This window comes from Rhodoferax sp. WC2427, assembly GCF_040822085.1.
Taxonomy (GTDB): Bacteria; Pseudomonadota; Gammaproteobacteria; order Burkholderiales; family Burkholderiaceae_C; genus Rhodoferax_B.
Genome location: NZ_CP162006.1, coordinates 4,462,561 through 4,488,536, shown reverse-complemented (window position 1 = coordinate 4,488,536; position 25,976 = coordinate 4,462,561). Strand labels below are relative to the sequence as shown.

Here is a 25,976-nt window from a genome sequence, read left to right as displayed (position 1 = left end):
CGGCTTATTTCTTGAAGTCCACCACCGGCGGGGCCGAGATGGTGGCTTCGTTTTGCACCGTGAAGCTGGGCTTGGGCTGGTAGCCCATGACCTTGGCCGTCAGGTTGCTCGGGAAGCTGCGGGCCAGCACGTTGTATTCCTGCACCGTGCCGATGAAGCGGTTGCGCGCCACGGTGATGCGGTTTTCGGTGCCTTCGAGCTGCACCCGCAGGTCGCTGAAGCCCTTGTTGGCCTTCAGGTCGGGGTATTTCTCGACCGTCACCATCAGGCGGCTCAGGGCACTGCCCAGCTCACCCTGGGCGGCCTGGAACTTGGCGAAGGCCTCGGGGTTGTTCAGCGTCTCGGGCGTGACCTGGATGGACGTGGCCTTGGCGCGGGCTTCCACCACCTTGGTCAGCGTGTCCTGCTCAAAGGCGGCCTCGCCCTTGACCGTGGCCACGATGTTGGGCACCAGGTCGGCGCGGCGCTGGTACTGGTTGAGCACCTCGCTCCAGGCGGCCTTGCTCTGCTCGTCCAGGCGTTGAAAGTCGTTGTAGCCGCAACCGGTCAGGGCGGATGCAAGCAGTAGGGCGGGTAACCAGCGTTTCATATGAATTCCTCCAGTGGTGGGCCGCATGCGGGCTCCTATAGCGTTTGACCTTAGCACAGACACCCCGGGCACTGGCCCAAAGCAAGGCAAAATCAGGGCTCTCCCCATCTTGTCCAACCCCCGTGTAAGCCATGCCCAAAGCCAAACTCCAGGCCGCCACCGTGGGTGGCACTGCCGATGACACCGAAGCCGCCTTTTACGAGGCCTTACAAAATGGCGACATCGACAAACTGGTGGCCTGCTGGGCCGACGAGGACGATGTGGTCTGCATCCACCCCGGCGGCGCCCGCGTGGTGGGCATCGCCGCCATCCGCAGCAGCTTCGAGGCCATGTTTGCCCAGGGCCGCATCCGCGCCTGGCCCGAGAACGTGCGCCGCATCGGTGCGCTGGCCAGCGCCGTGCACACCCTGGTGGAGCGCATCGAGGTGATGGCCCCCGACGGCCCGCGCGAGGCCTTTGCCGTCGCCACCAACGTCTACCACAAGACCGCGCAAGGCTGGCGCATGGTGGCCCACCACGCCAGCCCCGGCACGGGGCGCGACCTGCAGGAGTCGGGTGGCGCGCCCGCACTATTGCATTAACGTGAATTCCATAAAAATCGGCCTCTTGTGCCCATTCCATCTGCGTAACAAGCTATGAACTATGTAGCGCCCTGGTGGTTGCCCGGCGGCCATGCGCAAACCATCTGGCCAGCCCTGTACTCCCGCCGCGTGTTTGGACCCCGGCCGCAGTTCCGGCGCGAGCGCTGGATCACGCCCGACCTGGACTTCATCGACGTGGATTTCTGCGATGCCGCCGCCCGCATCGCCGACCCGGCGGCCAGCGAGGCGGGACGGCCCCTGTTGGTGCTGTTCCACGGGCTGGAGGGCTCGTCGGGCAGCCATTACGCCGAGGCCTTTGCCGACTACGCGCGGGCCCACGGCATGGGTTTTGTGGTGCCGCACTTTCGCGGCTGCAGCGGCGAGCTCAACCTTTCTCCGCGCGCCTACCACTCGGGTGACTTTGAAGAAGTCGGCTGGGTGCTCAAGCGCCTCAAGGCCTGGCACCGGGGCAAGGTCATCGCCGTCGGTATTTCGCTGGGCGGCAACGCCTTGCTGCGCTGGGCCGAAGAGATGGGCGACCAGGCCCGCCAAGTGGTGCGGGCCGTGGCGGCGGTGTGCGCGCCCACCGACCTGGCGGCCAGCGGCTGGGCCATCGGGCGCGGCATGAACCGGCACATCTACACCCGCATGTTCTTGCGCAGCATGAAGCCCAAGGCGCTGCGCAAACTCGACCAGCACCCCGGCCTGTTCGACCGCGAGGCGTTGATGGCCGCGCGCGACCTGTACGAGTTTGACAACATCTTCACCGCCCCGCTGCACGGCTTCAACAGCACCGAAGACTACTGGGCCCGCGCCTCGGCCAAGCCGCACCTGGCGCAGATCCGCGTGCCGACGTTGGTGGTGAATGCCCGCAACGACCCCTTTGTGCCCGCCTGGAGCCTGCCGCACCAGGACGAGGTGGGCGCGCACGTCACCCTGTGGCAGCCCAGCCACGGCGGCCACGTCGGCTTTCCCCACGGCCCCATCCCTGGCCACGTGCGCAGCATGCCCGATGCCGTTGGCGGCTGGCTTTTACAGGCAATTCAATAAGCAACTATGGACGATATCGTCAAACAAGCCATTGCCAAATGGCCCAACGTGCCCGACTGCTACGGCTGGCTGGGCCTGGATGCGCGCGGCAACTGGTACATGCGCGACGACGCGGCGCAGGCCGCCGGGCCGTTTGCGGGTGCCGGGGCGACGCCGCTGAGCAAGGGCTCGCGGCTGCTGCATGAAAAGCTGGTCGACTTCATCCAGCGCAACTACGAGAGCGACCGCGAAGGCCGCTGGTTTTTCCAGAATGGCCCGCAGCGTGTCTATGTGGAGCTGGAACTCACGCCCTACGTGTGGCGGGTGCAGCCTGATTTTTCGGTCCAGGCCCATACCGGCCAGGCTGCGCGGGTGCAGCGCTGTGTGCTGGACCAGCAGGGGCACCTGTACCTCGACACCGACCTGGGCTTTGGCCTGGTGCACACCCTGGACATGGGCCATGCCGCCGATGCGGTGGAACAAGGCCTGTGGGTGCCCCAGCCCGAGGAAGCCGCACGCCTGCCCGAGCGCTTCGGCTACGTGCCCAGCCCCCAGTCACTCGCAAAATAGTAGCTGCCTACGCTGATCCTATAAGCACGAGAGGCTGATTTCATGCATAAAAAAAGGCCGGGTGAACCGGCCTTTTTTGGGGGGGTGTTGCGCGCTTACTTGGCGGCAGACGCTGCACCTTCGGCAGCCGCGGCAGCCGCCTTTTGCGGCACGGGGAAGCTGGCCCCACCGGCATTGGCCATGTAGACCACGGCGCGGGCGATTTCGGTGTCGTCAAAGTCGCCACCGCTTTGCGCGCCCATGGCGCCCTTACCCGCCATGGCGGAATGCAGCAGTGTTTCATAACCAGTCTTGATGCGCGGGCCCCAGGCCGCAGCGTCGCCAAACTTGGGCGCGCCCACCAGGCCAGCGGTGTGGCAGTTGGTGCACTGGGCCTTGAACACGTCTTCGCCAGATTTGAGTTCGCGGTTGGCATCGCGGATTTCAACGGAGCCGATCTTCTGGATGCGGGCCGCCAGGGCCTGGCTTTGTGATTGCTCCGTCATGCCACCCAGTGTCATGGTGTCCGCCGTGTTGGTGCCCGCAGGCTTGGCGTCCGAGACCACGTAATACACCAGGCCGATGATGGCAAAAATCGGAATCACGAATGAGAAAAACACCGCCAGCAGCAGCTGCTTGGGATTTTTGATGGGACCGGTGTGGTCATCTGCTGCTGCGTGGTCATGGGGGTTGGCGCTCATGGTGTCCTCAAAACATCGGGGTCAAATCGGGGGCTCTAATCGGGGGTTTCAGTCAGCCCGCGAGTATAACCGTCACCCCTTTACACGCCCCGGGAATCCATGGTTTTTGGCCATTACGGCCAGCGGCTACAATCGCCCACGTTGCGGCTGTAGCTCAGTGGATAGAGTATTGGCCTCCGAAGCCAAGGGTCGTGGGTTCGATCCCCGCCAGCCGCACCAACTTCTCTAGAATGGACTGCTCCAAAACCCTAGAGAACACCCCTCGCATTGACCACACACACTCTCACTTCGCTTCTCGATACGCTGGATGCCGACGCGCCCCTGGCGCGGCGCCACCTGTGGCTGATTGGCCTATTTGACTGGATCCGTGGCGACAACCTGGCGCCAGACGACTCGGTCAGCCGGTTGCAACGGTTTCTGGATGCGGTCGATGCCCGGCCCGAGCTGCAAGTGCGTCTACGCTGCTGGTGGCAGGTGCTGGCCGATACGGTGGACAGCACCATGGTGTTGTCCGACTACGGCTTTTCTCCCCGCACCGCGTTTTTTAGCGAACTGGGGTACCGGCTGCGCTGCAAACTGCTTCCCAGCACGCCTGAGACCACCGACGCGGCCGAGCTTTTCAGTCTGGTGTTGCCCAATACGCTGGACGCGGCCTGGATGGCGGCGCTGGATGCGGCCACCCTGGCACGCATCGGCCATTTGCTGTCATCGCCGTCGCGTACGCCCGGCATCACCCTGTGGCAAGACGAGCTGTTGCAGGCCATCACCTTTTGCAGCAACCAGATCATGGCCACCGGCGTGGCATCTGAGCTGCGCCTGCGCATGAGCGCCGCGGCCCGGCACGACGAACCGTTCAACAGCCTGTCGGCCGAGGTGGATGCGCTGCGCCGGGCTTTCATCGCCACGCCGCGCGAGCAGCCTGAGCTGGAGGCTGCCGCCCAGCGCCTGCGCGAGCGGCTGGAGCTGTGCCGCCAGGCGGCGGCCAGTGTCTACCCGCATCTGAACGACCACGGCATCTCGGTCAACCTGGTGTTCATGTTGCGCCAGTTGCGCGAACGCCTGCTGCGGGTGCGCGATCTGATGGACTGCCTGCTGTCGCCCACGCCCGACGCCAGCGCCAGCCGCCTGGTGGTGCGTCTGGCCTATGCCGGCAAGGAGCGCCGCAGCCTGCGGGCGCTGGTACGCGGCAATGCGTCGATGCTGGCCGCCAAGGTGACCGAGCGCAGCGCCGAAACCGGTGAGCACTACATCACCCGCGACCACAGCGAGTACCGCGACATGCTGGTCAAGGCCGCCGGGGGCGGCGCAGCCACTTCGCTGACCACCTTGCTGAAGTTTCTGATCGGCGCGGTGGGCCTGACGGCCTTCTGGGCGGGCATGTGGTCGGGCGTGATGTACGCCGCCAGCTTTGTGCTGATCCAGCTGCTGCACTGGACCCTGGCCACCAAGCAGCCCGCCATGACCGCCCCCGCCATGGCCGCCAAGCTCAAAGACCTGGGCAACAGCCGGGCGATTGAAGACTTTGTCGACGAAGTCACCCACCTGGTGCGCTCGCAGGTGGCGGCCGTACTGGGCAATGTGGGCATGGTGACGCCCTGCGTGCTGCTCATCAGCTTTGCCATGTTTTGGGCCAGCGGCAAGCACATGGTCAGCCGGGTCGAGGCCGACCACGTGTTCCATACCCTTACGCTGCTCAATCCCAGCACCTTGCTGTTTGCGGCCTTCACCGGCGTGTTGCTGTTCATCTCCAGCCTGATCGCGGGCGCGGTGGAAAACTGGTTTGTACTGCACCAGCTGGACTCTGCCCTGCGCTACAACCCGCGCATCACCCGCGTGCTGGGCGGCGCGCGGGCCGACCGCTGGGCGCGTTTCATGCGCGAGCATATTTCGGGCTTTGCGTCGAACATCTCGCTGGGCTTCATGTTGGGGCTGCTGCCGCCCGTGCTGGCCTTTGTGGGCCTGGGGCTGGAAGCCCGCCATGTCACCCTGTCGACCGGCCAGTTGGCGGCGGCAACGGCGGCCTATGGCCATCTGGTGTGGAAGATGCCGCTGTTCTGGTGGTCCGTGGCGGCGATTCCGCTGATTGGCGTGCTGAACCTGACGGTCAGCTTCTTTCTGGCGCTGCAACTGGCCCTGGGGGCGCACAGCGTGACCGGGCTGGACCGCCAGCGCCTGCGCTACGCCGTGCTGCGCCGCCTGCGCCAAAAACCGCTCAGTTTCCTCTGGCCGCCAAAATCTGAATGAAATAGGCTGCTCACGCTTATTCAATAAGCGTGAGCAGCTATGAATTCAGGAGTCTTCGTCCCCATCTGCCTTGAGTTCCAGCGCGGCGCTGTACAGGCCTTTGCGGGGCTGGCCGGTGATGTCGGCGCAGAGCTGCACGGCGGTTTTCAGCGGCAGCTCGGCCAGCAGCAGCTTGAGCACCCGCAGGTCTTGCGCGGGGGCCTCGGTGGGTGGGGCCGGGTGGATGACCAGCACAAACTCACCCCGCGTGCGCGACGACTGGGCCGCCAGCCAGGCCACCAGGTCCTGCGCGGGCACGGTGGCAATTTCTTCAAACTGCTTGGTGATTTCGCGCGCCACCGTCACCGGCCGTGGGCCCAGGCAGGCCAGGCTGCGGGCCAGGGCCTCGATGCGGTGCGGGGCTTCCAGCAGCACCACGGCGCGCGGCTCGGCCAGCAGCGCCAGAGCGGCGTTGTCGCGCTCGGTGGCCTTGCTGGGCAAGAAGCCGGTAAACACAAAACCCGTGTCCTGCACGATGCCCGCCGCACTCAGCGCCGCCGTGATGCTGCTGGCCCCGGGCAGCGGCACCACCGCAATACCCACGGCCCGCGCGGCCGCCACCACCCGTGCGCCGGGGTCGCTGATGGCCGGGGTGCCCGCGTCGCTGGCATAGGCGATGCGCTCGCCTTGCTGCAGCCGCCGCACCACGTTCTGCGCTGCCTCGGTTTCGTTGTGCTGGTGCACCGCCAGCAGCTGGGCGCTGGACTTGTCGATGCCGTAGGCGCGCAGCAGGGCCTGGGTGTGGCGCGTGTCCTCGCAGGCGATGGCGTCCACCAGGTTCAGCACGTGCAGCGCCCGCAGGCTGATGTCGCACAAATTGCCGATGGGCGTGGCCACGATGTACAGCGTGCCCGCCGGATAATGCTGCGAAGCGGCTGCCTCCTGGGCGGCTTTCAAGGCGGAAGCAAAAGAAGCGCTCAATGGGTTTCCTCAAAAAAATCGGATTGGCCACGCCGGGCACCACCAAACAGACGGGTGATGCGGCCGAAGACCGGGCGCTGGCGCATTTGCAGGCCCAGGGCCTGCGTCTGCTGGAGCGCAATTATCGGACCCCCGGGCGCGGTGGCGGCGAAATCGACCTGGTGATGCGCGCGCCCGACGGCACGGTGGTGTTTGTCGAGGTGCGCCAGCGGGCCACGGCGGCGTTCGGCGGCGCGGCGGCCAGTATCAGCGCCACCAAGCAAAAGCGCATCGTGTTCGCCGCCCGCAGCTACCTGATGCGCCTGCGCACCCCGCCGCCGTGCCGGTTTGACGTGGTGCTGATCGAGTACGCGGGCATCCAGTGGCTGCAGGCCGCCTTCGATGCGAGTTGAACTTCCAATTACAAACACGCTCCTACGGCACAGGTATCATTCCGCACCATGATTGAACAACGCATTCAGCAACATTTCATTGACAGCGCCGATCTGAAGTACCAGTCGGCGCAGCCACTCAGCAAACCCATCGCGGCGGGCATCCAGGCCATGCTGGCGGCCGTGACCAGTGGCGGCAAGGTGCTGGCCTGCGGCAACGGCGGCTCGGCGGCCGATGCGCAGCATTTTGCGGCGGAGTTCGTGGGGCGGTTCGAGCGCGAGCGGCCCGAGCTGGGCGCGATCGCGCTGACCACCGACAGCTCCATCATCACTGCCATCGGCAACGACTACAACTTTGACGTGATCTTCGCCAAGCAGGTGCGCGCTCTGGGCCAGCCCGGCGACGTGCTGCTGGCCATCACCACCAGTGGCAATTCGGCCAACGTACTGCTGGCTATCGAAGCCGCCCACGAGCGCGAGATGACCGTGGTGGCCATGACCGGCAAGGGTGGCGGCAAGATGGGTGCGGCGCTGCGCGAAACCGATGTGCACATCTGCGTGCCGCACGACCGCACCGCGCGCATCCAGGAGGTCCATTTGCTGGTACTGCACTGTCTGTGCGACGGCGTAGATTCCCAGTTGCTGGGCGATATCGAGCCTTCGCTTTAATTTTTTGAAAGACTCCATGCACCGTTTTCTATCCACCGCTGTCGCGGCTGTTGTTCTGGGCTCCAGCCTGTCGGCCTGTGTACCGTTGGTGATTGGCGGCGCGGCCATGGGGGGCGCGTTTGTGGCCACCGACCGGCGTACCTCGGGTGCCCAGCTGGAAGACGAGGGCATTGAGCTGCGCGCCAACAACCGCATCGGCCAAGCCTTGAGCGAAAACGCCCACATCAACGTCACCAGCTACAACCGCCAGGTGCTGCTGACCGGCGAAGTGCCCACCGCTGCCGACCTGCAAAAGCTGCAGGATCTGGTGTTGAAGGTGGAAAACGTGCGCTCGGTGGTCAACGAGGTAGGCGTGCTGGGCGCGTCGTCGCTGTCGCAGCGCTCGTCGGACACGCTGGTCACCGGCAAGGTCAAGGCCACGCTGGTGGACGCCAAGGACGTGCAGTCCAACACCTTCAAGGTCATCACCGAGCGCGGTGTGGTCTACCTGATGGGCCGCGTTTCGCTGCGCGAAGCCGACCGTGCCACCGAGCTGGCCCGCAGCGTCAGCGGCGTGCAAAAGGTGGTGCGGGTGTTTGACATCCTGAGCGAAGAAGAGCTCAAGCAGCTCTCCACCACCAAGTAAGTCCGGGCTACTTCAGCCGTTTGATCAGGCTGGAGGTGTCCCAGCGCTGGCCGCCCATTTGCTGCACGTCGGCGTAAAACTGGTCCACCAGGGCGGTGACCGGTAGGCGTGCACCGTTGCGCTTGGCCTCGTCCAGCACCAGGCCCAGGTCTTTGCGCATCCAGTCCACGGCAAAGCCGAAGTCGAATTGGTCGGCGACCATGGTTTTGCCGCGGTTGTCCATCTGCCAGCTTTGGGCTGCGCCCTTGCCGATGACGTCCAGCACCTGCACCATGTCCAGCCCGGCATGCTGGCCAAAGGCCACGGCCTCGCTGAGGCCCTGTACCAGCCCGGCGATGCAGATCTGGTTCACCATCTTGGCCAACTGGCCCGCACCGCTGTCGCCCACCCGGGTGCAGGCGCGGGAAAACGCCATGGCCGTGGGGGCGATGGCATCAAAAGCCGCCGCGTCGCCGCCGCACATCACCGTCAGCAAGCCGTTCTGGGCCCCGGCCTGGCCGCCAGATACCGGGGCATCGATGAAGCGCAGACCCAGGGTGCGGGCGGCACCAAAGAGCTCGCGGGCCACCTCGGCCGAGGCGGTGGTGTGGTCCACAAAAATCGCGCCGGGCTCCATGCCCGCAAAAGCCCCGTCGGCCCCCAGCGTGACCGAGCGCAGATCCGCATCGTTGCCCACGCAGCAAAACACGATGTCGGCCCCCCGTGCAGCCAGGCGCGGGGTTTCAGCATGTTTTGGGGCTCCAGCGCTTATGTATTCAGCGCAGAAAGCTATTGATTTGGTAGCAGTACGGTTGTAGACCGTTACCGCATGCCCCGCCAGCGCCAGGTGTGCGGCCATCGGGTAGCCCATGACCCCCAGGCCGAGAAAAGCCACTTTTTTAGGAGGAACGGAGGTGTAGGTTTTGGGATTGGTGCTTGGCATAGGAAGGAAAAACGGAAACTAAAAAAACCACCCGACCCGCTCCCGGCGGGGCAGGGCGTGGCGTGAGCGATCACACGATCGCGAAATGCTCGGTCCCGGCCGCTAAATCTTGTGTTTTAGCGCGCTGGCTGTTGAGCTTGATCTGCAAACGCAGGTCGTTGAGCGAGTCGGCGTGGCGCAGGGCATCTTCGTAGCTGATGAGCTGGCTCTCGTAGGCGTCGAACAGGGCCTGGTCGAAGGTCTGCATGCCCAGGTTGCGGCTCTTCTTCATGATCTCCTTGATCTCGGTGACCTCGCCTTTGAAGATCAGGTCGGAGATCAGCGGGGTGTTGAGCAAAATCTCCACCGCTGCGGCACGGCCCTTGCCGTCCTGCCGGGGGATCAGGCGCTGCGACACCACGCCCCGCAGGTTCAGCGACAAATCCATCAGCAACTGGGCGCGGCGGTCTTCGGGGAAAAAGTTCAAGATGCGGTCCAGCGCCTGGTTGGCGTTGTTGGCATGCAGTGTCGCCAGGCACAGGTGGCCGGTTTCGGCAAAGGCGATGGCGTGCTCCATGGTGGTGCGGTCGCGGATTTCACCCATCAGAATGACGTCAGGGGCCTGGCGCAGCGAATTCTTCAGGGCGGAATCCCAGCTGTCGGTGTCCAGGCCCACTTCGCGTTGGGTGACCACGCAGTTTTTGTGCGCATGCACAAACTCCACCGGGTCTTCGATGGTGATGATGTGGCCGTAGGAGTTTTCGTTGCGCCAATCGACCATGGCCGCCAGGGTGGTGGACTTGCCGCAGCCGGTGCCGCCGACCAGGATGCACAGACCCCGCTTGGTCATGGCCACATCTTTCAGGATCTGCGGCATGGCCAGGCCATCGATCGAGGGGATGCTGACCGGAATGACCCGCAGCACCATGCCCACCTTGCCCTGCTGCACAAAGGCATTCACGCGAAAACGGCCTATGCCCGCGGGAGAGATCGCAAAGTTGCATTCCTTGGTGCGCTCAAACTCGGCGGCCTGTTTGTCGTTCATCACCGAACGGGCCAGGGCCAGCGTGTGGGCAGCGTTGAGCGGCTGGGGGGAGACTTTGGTGACCTTGCCATCGACCTTGATGCCGGGCGGAAACTCGGATGTGATGAACAGGTCGCTGCCATTGCGGCTGACCATGAGTTTCAACAGGTCATTGATGAACTTGCTGGCTTGGTCGCGTTCCATCGTACAGGCCTTAGTTGGGGCGGTCGCTGAACCGGGCACTGATGGCGCGCAGCCGCAGCGACAGTTTACGTGCCAGCAGGGCAACCAGGCAGGCCGCCAACCGCGGGTCGGAATTCATCATATCGTCCATCGATTCGGCGCTGAGCGCGGCGATTTCGCAGTCGTCCAGCGTGGTGCAGGCCGAGAAGCGGATGCCGCTGTCCAGCAGAGACATTTCGCCCAGGATGTCACCAGGCTTGGTTTCTGCCAGCCGCAAGTGTTCGCCCCAGGGCTGCAACCGGTCCACTGCAATGGTACCTTTGAGCAGCACCACCATGAAATTGCCGTACTCTCCCTGTCGGATGATGTCGCGCCCGCCGGGCACCATGGCAAACTGGAAAAAGCGCTCCATGCGCTGGATGGAGGCCGCATCAAGCTGTTCCATGTTCTTGTCTTTGCCCCATAGGGCTTGCAGGGTGCGCACGCTGCTGGCCGTGGGCAGGCGCCTGGCCCCCACTTCAATGGCCCGCGCCTCCCAAGGCACCAGTATCGAGGGGTCGATGTTTTGGCCATTGAACGCGGTGGTGAACAGCACCGAGTCGGGCGGAGCGGCCTCGGCTTTGGGCTCCGACTTGTGGAGTAAAAACTCCAGAATACCCTTCATGGGGTGCTCCAATCGTGGTGGTTCATGTTCATCCCGGGAAATTCTCCGGGATTTTGGCTTTGCCCCGGGCTTCGGCCGGGCTGATGATGTTGCGGCGTACCAAATCGGTCAGGTTTTGGTCGAGGGTCTGCATCCCCACACTGTTGCCGGTCTGGATGGTGGAATACATCTGCGCCACCTTGGCCTCACGGATCAGGTTACGGATGGCGCTGGTGCCCAGCATGATTTCGTGCGCAGCCACCCGGCCCTGGCCATCCTTGGTTTTACACAGGGTTTGCGAGATGACGGCCTGTAGCGACTCCGACAGCATGGCGCGGACCATTTCTTTTTCTTCTGCCGGGAACACGTCAATGATCCGGTCAATGGTTTTGGCCGCGCTGGAGGTGTGCAGGGTGCCAAACACCAAATGCCCGGTTTCGGCCGCCGTCATGGCCAGGCGGATGGTTTCCAGGTCGCGCATTTCACCCACCAGGATCGCATCCGGGTCTTCGCGCAGGGCCGAGCGCAGGGCGGCAGCAAAGCTCAGCGTGTGCGGGCCCACTTCGCGCTGGTTAATCAGGCATTTTTTGGATTCGTGGACAAACTCGATCGGGTCTTCCACCGTCAGCACATGGCCGTATTCGGTTTCGTTGAGGTGGTTCACCATGGCCGCCAGGGTGGTGGATTTGCCGGAACCGGTGGGCCCGGTCACCAACACCATGCCCCGCGGTTTGAGGGCCAGGTCGCCAAAGATCTTGGGCGCGTTGAGCTGCTCCAGCGTGAGAATCTTGGAGGGAATGGTCCGCAGCACGGCACCGGCACCGCGTGCGTGGTTGAAGGCGTTGACCCGAAACCGCGCCAGTCCTTCAATTTCGAACGAGAAATCGACCTCTAAAAACTCTTCGTACTGTTTGCGTTGGCTGTCGCTCATGATGTCGTAGACCATGGCATGGACGGTTTTGTGGTCCAGCGGATCGACGTTGATGCGGCGCACATCGCCATGCACCCGGATCATGGGGGGCAACCCCGCCGAGAGGTGCAAATCCGAGGCCTTGTTTTTTACGCTGAATGCGAGAAGTTGGGTGATGTCCACGGAGCCCCTTGATGTTTGGTACGCTGTAGGTTTGATTATGACTACGATTAGTAACAATCTCCAAGGCGTTCGTGAGCGCATCGTTACAGCTTGTACCCGTGCATTGCGGCCGAGCCACAGTGTGGACTTGCTGGCCGTTTCCAAAACCTGGGGGCCGGAGGCGGTGCGCGAGGCTTTTGCTGCGGGCCAGACGCGTTTCGGCGAGAACTACATCCAGGAAGCTGTCGGCAAAATCACGGCTTTGCAGGATTTGCCGCTGGAGTGGCACTGTATCGGCCCCATCCAGAGCAATAAAACGGCCTTGGTTGCAGCGCATTTTGCCTGGGTGCACAGCATCGACAGGCTCAAAATCGCCCAGCGCTTGAGCGACCAGCGCCCGACAGATCTGCCGCCGCTACAGGTTTGTCTGCAGGTCAATGTGGATGGCGGTGTGACCAAATCCGGCGTTCCCCCGGCCCAGGTGCTGGCTTTGGCGGCCCAGGTTGCCGCCTTGCCGCGGCTGTGTTTGCGGGGGCTGATGGTGATTCCGGAGCCAGCGGCAGATTACGCCGCCCAGGTGGCGGTGTTTGCGCAGGCCAAAGCCTTATTTGACAGCGTAGCCGCTGCCGTAGGGCCCATGGCCCCACATTTCGATACCTTGTCGATGGGCATGACTGCGGACCTGGAGGCCGCAGTGGCGGCTGGCAGCACGCTGGTGCGTGTGGGTACGGCCATTTTTGGTGTGCGGTAGCCCGCCTGGTTCAGGTCTGGTTACTGGGCGGGCACGATCACTGCAACCCGGCGGTTTTGCATCCGTCCTGCGGGCGTGTCGTTGGCCACCACCGGGCGGTCCTTGCCCCAGCCGCGGACGGCCATGCCCTCCATTGGCATGCCCTGGGATGCCAGGGTTTGCGCGACGGCCTCTGCCCGGCGCAAGGACAGGGTTTGGTTGAAGGCGGTGGTTCCCACATTGTCGGTATGCCCCTCGACCCGCAAACGGTTGATGCCCAGTTTGACCAAGGCACTGCCGATACGGCCCGCCACGGCCTGGCTTTCAGGATCTAGTGCGTCGGAGGCCGTGTCGAACAGTATTTTTCCGGATATGGGGTACTCCCAACCTTCCTCGGTACGGACAAAGCCCAGGCGCTGCAGTTCGGTCGCGCGGTCGAGCGGCGGGGCCGCGGCGGGCGGCGCCGATTGGCAGGCCCCGAGCAATGCGAATGCAAATACCGCGGCGGATCCGAGGATATGGCGGCGCAGGCGGGAGGCCATGCCGGATGGTGCTGGCAGGGTGGTGGGCGGTGGCATTACAGAACTTCTCTTTTTTCGGGCGGATGCAAGGAGTCACTCCCATCCGTTTGGTGGTTGAAAATGTGGCGCTGGCCGCGGTGCTGGCTCTTGACCCGGTACATCGCCCGGTCGGCGGCACGCAGCAGTTGCTCGGCAGTTTGCCCGTGCATCGGGTAGATCGCAATGCCAATGCTCAATGACGGCACGATGTGGTCTTGCGGCCGGGTCTCCAGCGGCTCGGCCATGCTGGAGATGATTTTGTCGGCAATCCGGGCGGCATCTTCCACGTTGTGCAGAGGTGCCAGCAAGATCGCAAATTCATCGCCACCCAGGCGGGCCACTACATCGTTTTCGCGTACTTGCGCCCGCACCCGGTCGGCCACCTCGACCAGCAAGGCATCCCCCACGGCATGGCCGTACCTGTCGTTGATCGACTTGAAGTGGTCGTTGTCCAGATACAGCACGGCCAAGCCGCCGCCGGTGGTCTGGATGTCTTGCAACGCCCGCGTGAGCCGGCGTCGAAAGTAAGAGCGGTTGGGCAGGCCGGTCAGGCTGTCGTGGTTGGCCAGGTGCGATAGCGACTTGTTCTCTTGGTGCAGCTGGGTCTGGTAGACCTCGATCTCCATCAGCAAGGCGTTGAAGTCTTCGCCCAATTGGTGGAATTCCGCAATGCGGGATGCCGGTGCGCGCGCCGAGGTGGCACGGTCAAACCGGGCTGCGTAGGTCACCGCCGTCAAGGCCTGCACCGGCTGCAGAATGTCGCGCTGGATGCGCCGCGACAGTTGGCGCACCGCGACCGCCCCCAGTGCCAGGCACACCAGCATGCCTGCCAGACCCATAAAGATAAAGCCCACAAAGCCCGCCCCGTCGCCGCGCAGGCGAACCTCGGCGATGCGGCGGCCCTGGTACATCACCGGCGCGACGGTGGGCTGCGGCAAGAGTAGCGCCACGATCCGGTCGCCCACGGCATCGGCCAGGCTGTCGCTGGGCCGGATGTAGCGGCCCAGCAAAATGCCCTGGACGCCCACAATCTGCGCACTGGCCAGCGACTCTTGGCGGGCGATCAGCCCCAGCGATTCCTGGATCGCAATGGTGTCCCGAAACACCACGGCAGCTTCGGTGGTGTAGGCAATGGACCGCGCGACCAACTGCAGGTTTTGGTCGGCGGCGGTGCGCAGGGCCACCAGGGCGGCCAGCGACAAGGCAAACCCTACCGCCAACATCATGAGTGTGGCCACCCGGAAATGGGCTTGTTGCAGGGTCGCCAGCAGGCTGATGCGGTGAGAGGCTGGCTTGTCGGGGCTGGGCCGGTTCATGGAGCGATCTTTCCAGACGGCCGCCCAAGCCGCAGGACCTGGGGATTTACCCGCACGCCGCTGCGGGCGACTGCATCCAGATTGACTTCAAACTGAACGCCGCTGGGGTTGTTGGCATCCAGGCACACCATTGCTCCCGCCGCACAGGGAGGCACCCGTTCACTGACGGTGAGTACCGGGTATCCGACCACGGTGGAGAATATGCGGCGCGAAGTCGCATCGTCCAGCGATCCTATATACAAGGCATCGCACTGGGCGGCGATAGGCGCATCGCTGTTGGGTGCCAGTGCTTGCACCACGATAGGCCGTTGGGCCAGCGCCGCCAACCCGTTCTTCAACCACGGGTCGGCATGTGTGCTGCGCCCTGCGATACACACGCGAAGCGGCGAGGACTCGTTTGGCCAGCGTGCATAACTCAAGATGCCCAGCAGCGTCTCAGTCACGCCGACCCGTTCCACCGCCACCGGTGGGGCCGCACCACCTTGCTGCGCCAACGCCAGGCCGCCCATGGCGAACATGGCGCAGCCCAGCAGTGTGCGCAGCATGGTGGAAAAAACGATGGCGCGCTTCATGGCAACCGCAGCCGGGTAGAGTTCTTGACTTCTTCCATCACAGCATAGGTTCGGGTTTCGCGCACACCAGGCAACTGCCACAGCACCGTACCGGCAAATTCACGGTAGGCCAGCATATCGGCCATGCGGGTCTTCAGCAGGTAGTCAAAGCCGCCAGCCACCATGTGGCACTCCATGATCTCGGGGCGCACCTGCACGGCCGCCTTGAAGGCATCAAACACATTGGGCGTGGTACGGTCCAAAAGCACCTCTACAAAAACCATCATCGACGCGCCCAGCTGCAACGGGTTCAGCCGCGCCTCGTAACCCAGAATGTAGTTGTCTTTGGTGAGTCGCTGTACACGCGCCAATACCGCGGTGGGCGAAAGCGCCACCTTTTCTGCCAGCTTGAGGTTGGAAATGCGGCCATCCTCCTGCAGAAATCCCAGGATCTTCATGTCGATGCGGTCTAGGTCGGCTATGGGCGTTGTCACAGAGGTATTGTCACTAAGTGGTCACGACAGGCGGTAAGTTGCCAGGTGGATGCTGGTTTCGGTACTGCTGATGCCGCGCACCAGCCGGATGCGCTCCAGCACCTGGGAGAGTTCGGCCAGATGGGCGGCACGCAGTTCGGCCAGCAAATCCCACTGGCCGTTGGTGTCGTGCAGGGTGGCCACACCCGGTTCCCCCAGCAGGCTGTCGATCACTGCACGGGTCGCGTTGCCTGCTACCGCTATCGACATCCAGGCGGTAATGCCATGGGGTTCGGCATCCGGTCGCAACCGCACGGTGTAGCCAACAATCACCCCTGCGTCTTCCAGTTTGGTGATGCGGTTGGTCACCGTGCCGCGCGATACCCCCAACTTGTGCGCCAAGGTTGCCACCGTGGTTCGGGCATCTTTACGTAAATAAGAAATCAGCTGTTGGTCGGTCACATCCATGCCTGCATTTTGCGGCCAATCATTGGGGAAAAATAGTTATGACGCGACAAAGTCAATGCAGTGGAAGTGAAAGAAAGAGGCCGTTGGGTGTGTTTTAAAAGCAACAAAATACAGCCGTTTTTATAGGGTAATCGCTAGTAGCTTTGAGTTTTGGTGCACACTTGCCTACGTTATTTCTTTTTAACCCGATAGGAACATTGATATGAAAAAGAGTCTGATTGCTCTGGCCGTTTTGGCTTCCACTGGCGCTATGGCCCAGTCTTCCGTGACTTTGTACGGTATCGTTGACGTTGCTCTGCAAACTTCCAAAGTGACCAACAGCCCCCGTCAGAACACCATGGAGAGCGGTGGCGTGAACGGCAGCCGTTTCGGCCTGAAGGGTTCTGAAGATCTGGGCGGCGGCCTGAAGGCCCTGTTCGTGCTGGAAAACGGCTTCAAGGCTGACACCGGTGCAATCGGTGGTGGCGCTGGCCTGAATGGCATCACCAACACCAAGCCTGCTACCGCCATGTTCGGCCGTAAAGCCTACGTGGGTCTGGCTGGTGGTTTCGGTGAGTTCCGCCTGGGTAACGTGCCAACCGCGTACGACGACACTGCTATCAACGCGAATTCGATTTTTGACTCCAACTACGCTCCTGCCTACTCGGTGTGGGCTGGTGGTCACAACTACAACGGTACCCCAGGCAACTCGGTGTACTACGCATCGCCTTCGTTCGGTGGCGTGACGCTGGCTGCCAGCTACGCTCTGGGCGAAAACAAGACCACCACGATGAACGCCAAGGGCTTGGGTGCCATCAACGTTCAGTACGCTGGCGGCCCGATCTACGCTAGCTTGGCTTACCAAGAAGACAAGACTTCGGCTCCTGGCGTCGGTACCGTTGCTACCAATGCCTACAAAGATACGTTGGCTAACTTCTCGTACGACCTGGGTGTTGTCAAGCTGCTGACCAGCTACAACCGCCAAGTTGCTACCGACAACACCAAGTCGGACCAGTTCCAACTGGGTGCTGATGTACCCGTCGGTGCAGCTCTGACCCTGTCGGGTGGCTATGCTTACTCCAAGGACAAGCTGAACGGCTCGACCACCGAAAAGCGTCAAGGCTTCGGCCTGGGCGCCAAGTACGCCTTGTCCAAGCGTACCTTTGTGTACACCGCTGCGACTTTTGCTGAGCAAAAGCCCACCGGTGGCACCAAGGTCAAGGGTGATGTCTACGCAGTGGGCGTTCAGCACTCCTTCTAAATCCACGCTGGCGTAAGCCAGTTTGCATTTAAAAGCTAAAAAGCCACCCGGTTCGCCGGGTGGCTTTTTTCATGGGTGATTGGTTATTGTGGCAATAGATGCTGCCGAAACGACAGTTTTCATGCATAAAGATAGCAAAACTGGCGATTTACATTGACACGCCGGGTGGCGACACTAGATGCATTCCCTACCACAGGCCTGCACCATGACCACCACCTCCCTCGTCTCCACCCCGTTCCTCAGCGCCCATGACGTGGCCACCATCGTCCAACGCAAGGGGCTGGATGCCTGCCTGCGCGGCATGGCAGATGCCATCCAGGCCGACTTTCTGCGCTGGGAAGCGTTTGACAAGTGCGCCCGCGTAGCTAGCCACTCTACCGACGGCGTGATCGAGCTGATGCCGATTGCCGACGACCTGAGCTACGCCTTCAAGTACGTCAACGGCCACCCCAAGAACAACGCCCTGCACGGCCTGCCCACGGTGATGGCGTTTGGCGTGCTGGCCAGCGTGGCCACCGGCGTGCCCGAACTGCTGAGCGAGCTGACCCTGACCACCGCCATCCGCACCGCCGCCACCTCGGTAGTGGCTGCCCGCGCCCTGGCCCGTCCCAACAGCCGCAGCATGGCGCTGATCGGCAATGGCGCGCAAAGCGAGTTCCAGGCCCTGGCCTTCCACCACCTGATGGGCATTGAGGAAGTGCGCCTGTTCGACACCGACCCACTGGCCACCGCCAAGCTGGCCGACAACCTGCGCACCACCGGTTTGCGCGTGGTGATTTGCACCAGCACCGCCCAGGCCGTGCGCGGTGCGGACATCGTCACCACCGTCACCGCCGACAAAACCAACGCCACCATCCTCACACCTGAAATGATCGAGCCCGGCATGCACATCAATGGCGTAGGCGGCGACTGCCCCGGCAAGACCGAGCTGCACCCCGACGTACTGCGCGCCGCCAGCGTGTTCGTGGAATACGAGCCGCAAACCCGCATCGAAGGCGACCTGCAGCAACTGCCCGCCGACTTTGCCGTCACCGAACTCTGGCAAGTACTCAGCGGCACCGCCGTGGGCCGCAGCAGCGCAGCGCAAATTACCGTGTTCGATTCCGTCGGCTTTGCCATGGAAGATTATTCGGCCCTGCGTTTCATGCGCGACACCGCCCTGGAGTTGGGCCTGGGCCAGCGTTTGGCGCTGATTCCCGACCTCGCCGACCCGAAAGATTTGTATAGTCTGGTACGACCCACGGCCTCGCGCTTTGTGGCACCTGTTTCCCTACCCGACACACAAGCAGCATGAGCAATTCCACCCTGGGCGTGAGCCTGATTGGCGTCCCCACCGACATTGGCGCGGGCGTACGCGGCGCGCGCATGGGCCCCGAGGCCCTGCGGGTCGCGGGCCTGGCCCATGCGCTGGAGCAGTCCGGGCTGGACGTGCGCGACTGCGGCAACATCCGCGGCCCGGCCAACCCCTGGCTGCCCCCGGTGAACGGCTACCGCCACCTGCCCGAAGTGGCCCAGTGGAACGAGCTGACGCACAACGTGGTCTACAAAGAACTCAGCGCAGGCCGCCTGCCCATCATGCTCGGTGGTGACCATTGCCTAGGCATCGGCTCCATCAGCGCCGTGGCCCGCCACTGCCGCGAGCAAGGCAAAAAACTCCGCGTGCTGTGGCTGGACGCGCATGCCGACTTCAACACCGCGGCGCTCACCCCCAGCGGCAACATCCACGGCATGCCGGTGGCCTGCCTGTGTGGCCATGGCCCCCAGGAGCTGGTGGAAATTGGCGGCCATGTACCCGCCATCAGCGCCCGCGAGATCGTGCAGATCGGCATCCGCAGCGTCGATGCCGGTGAAAAGCGCTTTGTGCACGAGGAAGGCATCGAAGTCTTCGACATGCGTTTCATCGACGAAATGGGCATCCGCCACACCATGGAGATGGCGCTGGACGGGCTGGATGCCAACACCCACCTGCACATCAGCCTGGACGTGGACTTTCTCGACCCCGACATCGCCCCCGGTGTGGGCACCACCGTGCGCGGCGGCCCCAACTACCGTGAAGCGCAGTTGTGCATGGAAATGATTGCCGACACCGGCCTGTTGGCCTCGCTGGACATCGTGGAGCTCAACCCCGCACTGGACGTGCGCAACCAGACCGCCGAACTGGCCGTGGACCTGGTGGAAAGCCTGTTTGGCAAAAGCACCCTGATGCGCCAGGTGACGGATGCAACATGACTTCCTGTCGGCCCTGATGGTCTTGCTGATCGTCACCGACCCGCTGGGCAACGTGCCCATCGTGCTCAGCTTGCTGCGCAACACCCCCAAAGAGCGGCGCTTCTGGGTCATTACCCGGGAGTGCCTGTTTGCGTTAGGAATTCTGCTGGTCTTCATGCTGGTGGGCGACCGCCTGCTGCACGTCATGCACCTCACCGATGCCTCGCTGGAAATTGCGGGCGGCGTGATTTTGTTTTTGATCGCCATGGGCATGGCCTTCCCGAACATGGGCGTGGGTTTCTCCGGCCCCGAGCAAGAGGCCGAGCCCATGCTGGTGCCGCTGGCCATCCCGATGATCGCCGGGCCGTCGTCCCTGGCCACCGTGCTGCTGCTGGCCTCGCGCCAGCCCGAGCGCATGCTGAGCTGGGCCGGGGCCATCACCCTGAGCATGGTGGTGGTGTGGGTGGTGCTGCTGTCGGCCAGCGGGTTGGCGCGGCGCATCGGCAAATCCGGCCTGATTGCGCTGGAGCGCCTGATGGGCTTGCTGCTGGCGGCCATGGCGGTGCAAATGCTGATTTCCGGCCTGCGCAACGCATTTCCAATCATTTCAGGATAGTCCAGAAATTCGAAATTAATCACTAGTTGGTTGGATTTATTTGGTGAGATTGTTTTGTTTTAACCCGGCAAACTAGCGGTTATTGCAGTTACCCACCAGGAAATCCACCATGCGTTTGCCCAGCCCTTACCGCTCCGAGTCCGAAACCGTTGCCCACCGTCTCGCCGCCCTGTCGGGCGCGCTGGATTGGGGTGTGGCCAGCGCCCCCGCGCGGCCTTGGGTGCAGGCTGTGCGCGACAACCCGCCGCCGTTCTGGGCCATGGAAAGCCTGCTGCGCGAATACCCCATCTCCAGCGCCGAGGGCCTGGCCCTGATGCGCCTGGCCGAAGCCCTGCTGCGCGTGCCCGATGCCGAAACGGCGATTGCCCTCACCGCCGACCAACTGGGCCGTGCCGACTTTGACGGCATGGACGAAACCGGTGCCGCATCGGTCCTGGGCCGGTCCACCCTGGCCAAGCTGTCCAGCAGCGCCATCGCCCTGTCGAAGAAATTTCTGCCCGAAGCCGAAGCCCCCCAGGGCCTGCTCACCAAGCTGGGTGCCAAGACCGTAGTGGCCGCCACCGTGCGTGCCGTGCAGCTCCTGGGCCGCCAGTTCGTGCTGGGCCAGACGATTGGCGACGCCATGGACGAGGCTGCGTCTGCCCGCAAAAAACAACCCCAGCTCACCTACAGCTACGACATGCTGGGCGAGGGCGCCCGCACCGACGCCGACGCGCTGAACTACCTGCAAAGCTACAAGAATGCTATTGAAGCGATAGCTACCCGTGCCGATAAGACGGGCGCTACCGAGAAAAACGATGGTATTTCCATCAAGCTCAGTGCGCTGCACCCGCGCTACGAATGGACCCAGCGCGAGCGCGTGCTGGCCGAGCTGGTGCCGCGTGTGTGGAGCCTGTGCGAGCAGGCCGCCCGCGCCAACATCAACCTCACCATCGATGCCGAAGAAGTCGACCGCCTGGAGCTGTCGCTGGACGTGTTCGAAGCCCTGGCCGCCTTGGTGTCCCAGCACCAGCCCCAGTGGCGCGGCTTTGGCCTGGCCATGCAGGCCTACCAGACCCGGGCGCTGGAACTCATCGAGCACATCGCCAGCATTGGCCGCAAATACAAGCTGCGCCTGATGTGCCGCCTGGTGAAGGGCGCGTACTGGGATTCGGAAATCAAGCGCGCCCAGGAACTGGGCCTGCAGCACTACCCCGTGTTCACCCACAAGCACCACACCGACGTGTCGTATCTCGCCTGCGCCAAGGCCCTGCTGGATGCGCCCGATGCCATCTACCCCCAGTTCGCCACGCACAACGCGGCCACCATCGCCGCCATCCTGCACCTGGCCGCCAAGAGCGGCAACCCGTTCGAACTGCAGCGCCTGCACGGCATGGGCGAGGGTGTGTACCGCGAGGTGCTGAAGAACCCGCTGATCGGCTGCCGCGTCTACGCCCCGGTAGGCAAGCACCGCGACCTGTTGGCCTACCTGGTGCGCCGCCTGCTGGAAAACGGCGCCAATTCTTCCTTCGTGCACCAGCTGGCCGACGAGTCGGTGGGCATGGAAGAAATTTTGGTCTCCCCCCTGCGCCTGGAGCCGCAATCGGCCTTTGTGCTGCCGCCCGTGCTGTTTGGCAATGGCCGCAAAAACAGCGCCGGGCTCGACCTGGAAGTCGCCACCCAGCGCGCCGCACTGCAAACCGCTTTGGATGCCCTGGTGGTGCCTGTGGTGCCAGAGTTTGATGCAAAATTGGCATCCAGCGCTTATTCCACCAGCGCAAGTAGCTATAAAATTTGGAGCAAAACGCCCACCGCCCAGCGTGCCGCCCTGCTGCGCCAGAGCGCCGACTTGCTGGAACACCAGATGCCCCGCTTCTGCGCTATCCTGGTCAAGGAAGCCTTCAAGACCTGGGGCGATGCGGTGTCCGAAGTGCGCGAAGCCGTGGACTTTTTGCGCTTCTACGCCGATGAAGCCGAGCGCATCATGGCCCCTGTCGCGCTGCCCGGTCCCACAGGCGAAACCAACGAACTGCGCCTGACCGCCCGCGGCGTGTGGGTCTGCATCAGCCCCTGGAATTTCCCGCTGGCCATCTTCATGGGCCAGGTCGCCGCCGCCCTGGCCACCGGCAACACGGTGCTGGCCAAGCCCGCCGAGCAAACCCCGTTTGTCGCCCTGGAAGCCGTGCGCCTGCTGCACGCCGCCGGTGTTCCCGAGGGCGCGGTGCAGCTGCTGCACGGCCCCGGCGAAACCGTGGGTGCATCCCTGGTGGCGCTGCCCGGCATTGCCGGCGTGGTGTTCACCGGCTCCACCCCGGTGGCGCGCATCATCAACCGCACCCTGGCCGCCAAAGACGGCCCCATCATCCCGCTGATCGCTGAAACCGGCGGCATCAACGCCATGCTGGTCGACAGCACCGCCTTGCCCGAGCAGGTGGTGGATGCCGTGGTGCAAAGCGCCTTCCGTAGCGCGGGCCAGCGTTGTTCCGCCCTGCGCCTGCTGTGCGTGCACGAAGCCATTGCCGACCACGTCATCGAGATGGTGCAGGGCGCGGCCCAGGAACTGGTGCTGGGCAACACCGCAGAGTGGGCCACCGACGTCGGCCCCGTCATCGACAAGGAGGCCTTTGACGGCATCCAGAAACACATCCAGCGCCTGCATTCCACATCAAAAGCGCTGCTCTCGCTTATTCCACCAGCACAAGCGGCTACTAACTTGATAGCGCCGCAAGCCTTCGAGCTGAAGCAGGTGTCCGACGTGGCGCAGGAAATCTTCGGCCCCGTGCTGCACATCGTGCGCTGGTCGGGCGACCCGCAGGCGGTGATCGAGCAGATCAACGCCCTGGGCTACGGCCTCACGCTGGGCATCCAGACCCGCATCGACAGCCGCGCCCACGCCCTGGCCGCCGCCGCCCACATCGGCAACGTCTACATCAACCGCAACATCATCGGCGCGGTGGTCGGTGTGCAGCCCTTCGGCGGCGAAGGCCTGAGCGGCACGGGCCCCAAGGCCGGTGGCCCGAACTACCTAGTGCGCTTCTGCGCCGAGCAGACGCTGACGGTAAACACCACGGCCGCGGGTGGCAACGCGGCGCTGCTGGCGGCCATGCCTTGAGTGCTGCTATCTAAAAAATAGCTGCTTGTGCTTTCTGGATCATCGCTAGCGACCTAAAAGGCACCAGTCCTTTAGCGCAGCCCGAACGACGCGGGCAGCGTCACCGCCACGATGCCGTAGCGGTGGGTATCGGCAGTGGTGGTGGGGTTGCCTGCCGCGCCCCCGTCCAGGCCCTGGGTGCCGGTGATCTCGCGCAGCGCGTCCAGGATGAACGGGGCCAGGTAGCGGTCGCCGTCGAACAGCAGTTCGCTGTAGGCGGCGTGGGCCAGTTTTTCGGCCAGTTTTTGTACCACCTGCTCTTTTTGTCGGGTGAGGGCATCGGCGAATTTCTCGGATTCGGTACTGCCAATCAGCAGCTCTATGGCGGGGATGGACAGCCGATGGCGGCTGCTTTCGGCCGCCGGGTCGGTGCCGAGGAGGACCACGTTCAGGTCGGCGGCCAGCAAGGCCATGCGCTGCAGGGCAGGGGCCACGGCGGGCTGGGCCGCGGCGGTGGTGTCGGGGGTGTCGCTGCGGGCCGGGCCTGTGGGCCGTTGCGGCACGGCCAGCACCGCCGGTGGTGGCGGCGACTTGTGCCCCGACAGCACCAGCATTAAGCCGCCCGAGGCCAGAATCACCGCCGCCAGCAGCCACAAATACCAGTTGGACGCCGCCGCTGTGGGCACGGCATGGGCACGGCGGATGGGCGGGGCATAGCCCGCCGGTACAGGCGGCTGTCGCCATTGCTGCAGGCGCGCGTCGTAAGCCGCCCGCTGGGCCGCATCCGACAGCACGGCGTAGGCCTGCGCGATGGCGCTGGTGCGGCTGGCGGCATCGCTGTGGGCCGGGTGCCGGTCCGGGTGGTGGCGCTGCATCAGGCTTTTGTAGGCGGCGCGGATGACTTCCGGGCTGGCGTGGGGGACGACTTCCAGGATTTCGTAGTAATTGGGGCTGTCCATGGCCGGTTTCAGCGCCGCAGCACTTCGCGCCATTCGGCCTTTTGCCGTTCAATGCGGTTGCGCTCCATCTGCTCCTTGGCGCGTGCGTCTTCTTTTTGCTGCCACTCCCGGCGCTCGTCGTCGCGCCGGGCCTGCTCCTTGGCCTGGAGCTCGGCCATGCGCAGATCTGCCGATACCTGCTCGCCCCGGCGGCGGGATTCTTCTTCGAACCGGCGGGCCTCTTGTTCCACCCGGGTCTTCTCGCGCTCCACGGCACGGCTGGCGTTGTCCTTGCGGCGTTCTTCGGCCAGTAGCGCATCCAGTTCGGCCTGGTTGGCGGGGCGCACCCCGTGGGTTTGGTAGTACTCCTGGAGCGCGGTGGCCTCGCTGGCTTTGGCCGCGGCAGCTGCGGCCAGGCTGGCTTGTCGGTTGCCCGCCACCAGGGCCACGACCTGGGCCACGCAGGCGACCGCAAACAAGGTGCCCAGCACCAGCAGAATCTTGCGCAGGATCGGGGCCAGGCTGGATACGCCCGGCGCGCTGTCTGCTGCAGTGAAGTTGCGGCTGTCCCTGAACGGCGCGGCACCCGAGCGCATCACCATGGCATCGGCCCGCAGCGTCATCGCGTCGGCCCGCAAGGCCATGGCCTCCGCCCGCAGCGACAGCGCTTCGGCCTCGGGCTGCAGGGGCACGAGTGCCAGGGCCGGAGCCGGGGCGGGTGGTGCCGACGCGGCCAGTTTGGCATCGTAGGCGGCCCGGCTGGCGGGCGCGGACAGGGTTTTGAACGCCACATTCAGCACCTTGACCTTGAAGTCATAGTCGTCGGCGCTGATCCGGTCTTTTTGCAGCTGGAGCCGGGTGGTGGCCTGCTCGTAGGCCACCTGGATCTCGGCATCCGATGCGTCCGCTGCCACGGCCAGCAGGTGGTACAGGGTTTTGGAGGGAGGGGTCACGGTGAACTCTGGGGCGGGTCTTAATCAAGCCAAGGCCATGGGGAGGCCAGGCCACCTGGAGCGCAATTGTTACCAAAAACGGGGCACGTTAGGGAGTGGCGCACGGAAATGTTGAAAATCAGGGTGTTTTGTCCCTCCGTGCCCATGCCCAAGATCATCCTGTTCAACAAACCCTTCAACGTGCTGACCCAGTTCCGCCCCGACGGCGACCGGCCCACGTTGGCACAGTTCATCACCGACCCGAGTCTGCGGGTGGCCGGGCGGCTGGACCGGGATTCGGAAGGCCTGCTGCTGCTGACCGACGACGGGGTGCTCAACGCCCGCATCACCCAGCCGCAGGAAAAGCAGTTCAAAACCTACCAGGTGCAGGTGGACGGCACGCCCACCGAGGCGGCGTTGCAGGCATTGCGCCAGGGCGTGCTGCTGAACGACGGCATGACCCTGCCCGCCGAGGCGCGGCAGATCGACGCGCCGCCCGGCCTGTGGCCGCGCACACCGCCGGTACGCTTTCGCGCCCACCTGCCCACTGCGTGGCTGGAGATCCGTATCTGCGAGGGGCGCAACCGCCAGGTGCGGCGCATGACGGCGGCCGTGGGGCTGCCCACGCTGCGGCTGGTGCGGGTGCAGATAGGCGCCTACCGTCTGGGCGACCTGCAGCCGGGGGCGTGGACGGAATGGGGGTAACCCCGTGCGGTTTGGCGATTTATAAGAA

Annotated in this window: 28 protein-coding genes and 1 tRNA gene; 15 read left to right on the top strand and 14 right to left on the bottom strand. The window is 64.0% G+C overall.

Translation table 11 applies throughout. The annotated features are described in order from the left end of the window. Positions 1–4 precede the first annotated feature (4 nt). A complete protein-coding gene (locus tag AB3G31_RS20910) occupies positions 5–589 on the bottom strand; it encodes a LemA family protein (RefSeq protein WP_367847966.1) in 585 nt (194 codons plus the stop codon). A 131-nt stretch (positions 590–720) separates the two neighbouring features. On the opposite strand from AB3G31_RS20910, the gene AB3G31_RS20905 reads away from it, so the two are divergent. From AB3G31_RS20905 to AB3G31_RS20895, 3 genes are read left to right on the top strand one after another with little or no spacing between them, the layout of a single operon-like run. Next, positions 721–1,170 (top strand): nuclear transport factor 2 family protein, encoded by a 450-nt coding sequence (locus AB3G31_RS20905; RefSeq protein ID WP_367847965.1) that lies wholly within the window; start codon positions 721–723, stop codon positions 1,168–1,170. Between the two features lie 54 nt (positions 1,171–1,224). Further along, complete coding sequence (locus tag AB3G31_RS20900) at positions 1,225–2,220, top strand: YheT family hydrolase (RefSeq protein ID WP_367847964.1); 996 nt, start codon at positions 1,225–1,227, stop codon at positions 2,218–2,220. Between the two features lie 6 nt (positions 2,221–2,226). After that, complete coding sequence (locus AB3G31_RS20895) at positions 2,227–2,769, top strand: DUF2946 family protein (protein WP_367847963.1); 543 nt, start codon at positions 2,227–2,229, stop codon at positions 2,767–2,769. A gap of 95 nt (positions 2,770–2,864) precedes the next feature. Here AB3G31_RS20895 and AB3G31_RS20890 read toward each other — a convergent pair whose 3' ends face one another. Then, positions 2,865–3,449 carry a cytochrome c5 family protein gene (locus tag AB3G31_RS20890; protein WP_367847962.1) on the bottom strand — a complete coding sequence of 195 codons (585 nt, stop codon included), beginning with the start codon at positions 3,447–3,449 and terminating at the stop codon, positions 2,865–2,867. 143 nt (positions 3,450–3,592) lie between these two features. On the opposite strand from AB3G31_RS20890, the gene AB3G31_RS20885 reads away from it, so the two are divergent. Both AB3G31_RS20885 and AB3G31_RS20880 read left to right on the top strand, forming a co-directional pair. Further along, positions 3,593–3,668 (top strand) — tRNA-Arg (locus AB3G31_RS20885). A 48-nt stretch (positions 3,669–3,716) separates the two neighbouring features. Beyond that, positions 3,717–5,693 carry a site-specific recombinase gene (locus tag AB3G31_RS20880; protein WP_367847961.1) on the top strand — a complete coding sequence of 659 codons (1,977 nt, stop codon included), beginning with the start codon at positions 3,717–3,719 and terminating at the stop codon, positions 5,691–5,693. Between the two features lie 45 nt (positions 5,694–5,738). Here the strand turns inward: AB3G31_RS20880 and rsmI are convergent, their stop codons facing one another. Beyond that, a complete protein-coding gene (rsmI, locus tag AB3G31_RS20875; RefSeq protein WP_367847960.1) occupies positions 5,739–6,653 on the bottom strand; it encodes a 16S rRNA (cytidine(1402)-2'-O)-methyltransferase in 915 nt (304 codons plus the stop codon). Between rsmI and AB3G31_RS20870 the strand changes: the two genes are divergently transcribed. Genes AB3G31_RS20870 through AB3G31_RS20860 form a run of 3 tightly spaced genes read left to right on the top strand, consistent with a single transcriptional unit; the run spans position 6,653 to position 8,318 of the window. Next, positions 6,653–7,045, top strand: coding sequence for a YraN family protein (locus AB3G31_RS20870; RefSeq protein WP_367847959.1), 393 nt, complete (start codon positions 6,653–6,655; stop codon positions 7,043–7,045). The genes rsmI and AB3G31_RS20870 overlap by 1 nt on opposite strands. Before the next feature lie 48 nt (positions 7,046–7,093). Then, positions 7,094–7,693 carry a phosphoheptose isomerase gene (locus AB3G31_RS20865; protein ID WP_348007188.1) on the top strand — a complete coding sequence of 200 codons (600 nt, stop codon included), beginning with the start codon at positions 7,094–7,096 and terminating at the stop codon, positions 7,691–7,693. Between the two features lie 16 nt (positions 7,694–7,709). Continuing rightward, positions 7,710–8,318, top strand: coding sequence for a BON domain-containing protein (locus AB3G31_RS20860; RefSeq protein WP_367847958.1), 609 nt, complete (start codon positions 7,710–7,712; stop codon positions 8,316–8,318). A 7-nt stretch (positions 8,319–8,325) separates the two neighbouring features. Here the strand turns inward: AB3G31_RS20860 and AB3G31_RS20855 are convergent, their stop codons facing one another. The 4 genes from AB3G31_RS20855 to AB3G31_RS20840 all read right to left on the bottom strand — a co-directional run bounded on the left by AB3G31_RS20855 (position 8,326) and on the right by AB3G31_RS20840 (position 12,162). After that, positions 8,326–9,240, bottom strand: coding sequence for an NAD(P)-dependent oxidoreductase (locus AB3G31_RS20855; RefSeq protein WP_367847957.1), 915 nt, complete (start codon positions 9,238–9,240; stop codon positions 8,326–8,328). 70 nt (positions 9,241–9,310) lie between these two features. Continuing rightward, positions 9,311–10,447 (bottom strand): PilT/PilU family type 4a pilus ATPase, encoded by a 1,137-nt coding sequence (locus AB3G31_RS20850; RefSeq protein ID WP_367847956.1) that lies wholly within the window; start codon positions 10,445–10,447, stop codon positions 9,311–9,313. A gap of 10 nt (positions 10,448–10,457) precedes the next feature. After that, a complete protein-coding gene (locus AB3G31_RS20845) occupies positions 10,458–11,090 on the bottom strand; it encodes a cyclic nucleotide-binding domain-containing protein (protein ID WP_367847955.1) in 633 nt (210 codons plus the stop codon). 28 nt (positions 11,091–11,118) lie between these two features. Next, the gene (locus AB3G31_RS20840; RefSeq protein ID WP_367847954.1) at positions 11,119–12,162 is read right to left on the bottom strand and encodes a type IV pilus twitching motility protein PilT; all 1,044 of its coding nucleotides are present in this window, start codon (positions 12,160–12,162) and stop codon (positions 11,119–11,121) included. 37 nt (positions 12,163–12,199) lie between these two features. Here AB3G31_RS20840 and AB3G31_RS20835 point away from each other — a divergent pair, with 37 nt between their 5' ends. Further along, entirely contained in the window at positions 12,200–12,892 is a 693-nt protein-coding gene (locus AB3G31_RS20835; RefSeq protein ID WP_367850393.1) for a YggS family pyridoxal phosphate-dependent enzyme, read from the top strand. Between the two features lie 20 nt (positions 12,893–12,912). Here AB3G31_RS20835 and AB3G31_RS20830 read toward each other — a convergent pair whose 3' ends face one another. The 5 genes from AB3G31_RS20830 to AB3G31_RS20810 are packed head-to-tail and all read right to left on the bottom strand — an operon-like array spanning position 12,913 to position 16,239. Next, entirely contained in the window at positions 12,913–13,449 is a 537-nt protein-coding gene (locus tag AB3G31_RS20830) for an OmpA family protein (protein WP_367847953.1), read from the bottom strand. After that, positions 13,449–14,747 carry a diguanylate cyclase gene (locus AB3G31_RS20825; protein WP_367847952.1) on the bottom strand — a complete coding sequence of 433 codons (1,299 nt, stop codon included), beginning with the start codon at positions 14,745–14,747 and terminating at the stop codon, positions 13,449–13,451. The genes AB3G31_RS20830 and AB3G31_RS20825 overlap by 1 nt, the downstream gene beginning before the upstream one ends. Then, positions 14,744–15,319, bottom strand: coding sequence for a YfiR family protein (locus AB3G31_RS20820; protein WP_367847951.1), 576 nt, complete (start codon positions 15,317–15,319; stop codon positions 14,744–14,746). The genes AB3G31_RS20825 and AB3G31_RS20820 overlap by 4 nt, the downstream gene beginning before the upstream one ends. Then, complete coding sequence (locus tag AB3G31_RS20815; protein ID WP_367850392.1) at positions 15,316–15,756, bottom strand: Lrp/AsnC ligand binding domain-containing protein; 441 nt, start codon at positions 15,754–15,756, stop codon at positions 15,316–15,318. The genes AB3G31_RS20820 and AB3G31_RS20815 overlap by 4 nt, the downstream gene beginning before the upstream one ends. Before the next feature lie 57 nt (positions 15,757–15,813). Further along, positions 15,814–16,239: an Lrp/AsnC family transcriptional regulator gene (locus AB3G31_RS20810; RefSeq protein ID WP_367847950.1), complete on the bottom strand. Its 426-nt coding sequence runs from the start codon at positions 16,237–16,239 to the stop codon at positions 15,814–15,816. A 202-nt stretch (positions 16,240–16,441) separates the two neighbouring features. On the opposite strand from AB3G31_RS20810, the gene AB3G31_RS20805 reads away from it, so the two are divergent. From AB3G31_RS20805 to AB3G31_RS20785, 5 genes are all read left to right on the top strand, one after another. After that, a complete protein-coding gene (locus AB3G31_RS20805) occupies positions 16,442–17,479 on the top strand; it encodes a porin (RefSeq protein ID WP_367847949.1) in 1,038 nt (345 codons plus the stop codon). 205 nt (positions 17,480–17,684) lie between these two features. Continuing rightward, positions 17,685–18,773, top strand: a complete 1,089-nt coding sequence (locus AB3G31_RS20800; RefSeq protein WP_367847948.1) for an ornithine cyclodeaminase — start codon at positions 17,685–17,687, stop codon at positions 18,771–18,773. Continuing rightward, complete coding sequence (gene rocF / locus AB3G31_RS20795) at positions 18,770–19,708, top strand: arginase (RefSeq protein WP_367847947.1); 939 nt, start codon at positions 18,770–18,772, stop codon at positions 19,706–19,708. Before AB3G31_RS20800 ends, rocF begins: the two co-directional genes overlap by 4 nt. Beyond that, the gene (locus AB3G31_RS20790) at positions 19,698–20,303 is read left to right on the top strand and encodes a MarC family protein (RefSeq protein ID WP_367847946.1); all 606 of its coding nucleotides are present in this window, start codon (positions 19,698–19,700) and stop codon (positions 20,301–20,303) included. The genes rocF and AB3G31_RS20790 overlap by 11 nt, the downstream gene beginning before the upstream one ends. 109 nt (positions 20,304–20,412) lie before the next feature. After that, entirely contained in the window at positions 20,413–23,394 is a 2,982-nt protein-coding gene (locus tag AB3G31_RS20785) for an L-glutamate gamma-semialdehyde dehydrogenase (protein ID WP_367847945.1), read from the top strand. Between the two features lie 71 nt (positions 23,395–23,465). On the opposite strand, the gene AB3G31_RS20780 is transcribed toward AB3G31_RS20785, so the two are convergent. Together AB3G31_RS20780 and AB3G31_RS20775 are read right to left on the bottom strand one after the other, a co-directional pair. Beyond that, positions 23,466–24,332: a J domain-containing protein gene (locus AB3G31_RS20780; protein WP_367847944.1), complete on the bottom strand. Its 867-nt coding sequence runs from the start codon at positions 24,330–24,332 to the stop codon at positions 23,466–23,468. Positions 24,333–24,340: 8 nt separating this feature from the next. Continuing rightward, complete coding sequence (locus AB3G31_RS20775; protein ID WP_367847943.1) at positions 24,341–25,264, bottom strand: hypothetical protein; 924 nt, start codon at positions 25,262–25,264, stop codon at positions 24,341–24,343. A gap of 144 nt (positions 25,265–25,408) precedes the next feature. Between AB3G31_RS20775 and AB3G31_RS20770 the strand changes: the two genes are divergently transcribed. Beyond that, positions 25,409–25,948: a pseudouridine synthase gene (locus AB3G31_RS20770; RefSeq protein WP_367847942.1), complete on the top strand. Its 540-nt coding sequence runs from the start codon at positions 25,409–25,411 to the stop codon at positions 25,946–25,948. Positions 25,949–25,976: the final 28 nt, after the last annotated feature.

What these genes read in the sequence shown, in the direction of transcription:
- rocF (WP_367847947.1), top strand. Translation starts at nt 18,770, where the DNA reads ATGAGCAATTCCACCCTGGGCGTGAGCCTGATTGGCGTCCCCACCGAC.
- AB3G31_RS20815 (WP_367850392.1), bottom strand. Translation starts at nt 15,756, where the DNA reads ATGAAGATCCTGGGATTTCTGCAGGAGGATGGCCGCATTTCCAACCTC.
- AB3G31_RS20785 (WP_367847945.1), top strand. Translation starts at nt 20,413, where the DNA reads ATGCGTTTGCCCAGCCCTTACCGCTCCGAGTCCGAAACCGTTGCCCAC.
- AB3G31_RS20790 (WP_367847946.1), top strand. Translation starts at nt 19,698, where the DNA reads ATGCAACATGACTTCCTGTCGGCCCTGATGGTCTTGCTGATCGTCACC.
- AB3G31_RS20780 (WP_367847944.1), bottom strand. Translation starts at nt 24,332, where the DNA reads ATGGACAGCCCCAATTACTACGAAATCCTGGAAGTCGTCCCCCACGCC.
- AB3G31_RS20820 (WP_367847951.1), bottom strand. Translation starts at nt 15,319, where the DNA reads ATGAAGCGCGCCATCGTTTTTTCCACCATGCTGCGCACACTGCTGGGC.
- AB3G31_RS20905 (WP_367847965.1), top strand. Translation starts at nt 721, where the DNA reads ATGCCCAAAGCCAAACTCCAGGCCGCCACCGTGGGTGGCACTGCCGAT.
- AB3G31_RS20900 (WP_367847964.1), top strand. Translation starts at nt 1,225, where the DNA reads ATGAACTATGTAGCGCCCTGGTGGTTGCCCGGCGGCCATGCGCAAACC.
- AB3G31_RS20800 (WP_367847948.1), top strand. Translation starts at nt 17,685, where the DNA reads ATGACCACCACCTCCCTCGTCTCCACCCCGTTCCTCAGCGCCCATGAC.
- AB3G31_RS20825 (WP_367847952.1), bottom strand. Translation starts at nt 14,747, where the DNA reads ATGAACCGGCCCAGCCCCGACAAGCCAGCCTCTCACCGCATCAGCCTG.
- AB3G31_RS20855 (WP_367847957.1), bottom strand. Translation starts at nt 9,240, where the DNA reads ATGCCAAGCACCAATCCCAAAACCTACACCTCCGTTCCTCCTAAAAAA.
- AB3G31_RS20895 (WP_367847963.1), top strand. Translation starts at nt 2,227, where the DNA reads ATGGACGATATCGTCAAACAAGCCATTGCCAAATGGCCCAACGTGCCC.
- AB3G31_RS20830 (WP_367847953.1), bottom strand. Translation starts at nt 13,449, where the DNA reads ATGCCACCGCCCACCACCCTGCCAGCACCATCCGGCATGGCCTCCCGC.
- AB3G31_RS20770 (WP_367847942.1), top strand. Translation starts at nt 25,409, where the DNA reads ATGCCCAAGATCATCCTGTTCAACAAACCCTTCAACGTGCTGACCCAG.
- AB3G31_RS20860 (WP_367847958.1), top strand. Translation starts at nt 7,710, where the DNA reads ATGCACCGTTTTCTATCCACCGCTGTCGCGGCTGTTGTTCTGGGCTCC.
- AB3G31_RS20805 (WP_367847949.1), top strand. Translation starts at nt 16,442, where the DNA reads ATGAAAAAGAGTCTGATTGCTCTGGCCGTTTTGGCTTCCACTGGCGCT.
- AB3G31_RS20890 (WP_367847962.1), bottom strand. Translation starts at nt 3,449, where the DNA reads ATGAGCGCCAACCCCCATGACCACGCAGCAGCAGATGACCACACCGGT.
- AB3G31_RS20810 (WP_367847950.1), bottom strand. Translation starts at nt 16,239, where the DNA reads ATGGATGTGACCGACCAACAGCTGATTTCTTATTTACGTAAAGATGCC.
- AB3G31_RS20865 (WP_348007188.1), top strand. Translation starts at nt 7,094, where the DNA reads ATGATTGAACAACGCATTCAGCAACATTTCATTGACAGCGCCGATCTG.
- AB3G31_RS20850 (WP_367847956.1), bottom strand. Translation starts at nt 10,447, where the DNA reads ATGGAACGCGACCAAGCCAGCAAGTTCATCAATGACCTGTTGAAACTC.
- AB3G31_RS20845 (WP_367847955.1), bottom strand. Translation starts at nt 11,090, where the DNA reads ATGAAGGGTATTCTGGAGTTTTTACTCCACAAGTCGGAGCCCAAAGCC.
- AB3G31_RS20870 (WP_367847959.1), top strand. Translation starts at nt 6,653, where the DNA reads ATGGGTTTCCTCAAAAAAATCGGATTGGCCACGCCGGGCACCACCAAA.
- AB3G31_RS20835 (WP_367850393.1), top strand. Translation starts at nt 12,200, where the DNA reads ATGACTACGATTAGTAACAATCTCCAAGGCGTTCGTGAGCGCATCGTT.
- AB3G31_RS20910 (WP_367847966.1), bottom strand. Translation starts at nt 589, where the DNA reads ATGAAACGCTGGTTACCCGCCCTACTGCTTGCATCCGCCCTGACCGGT.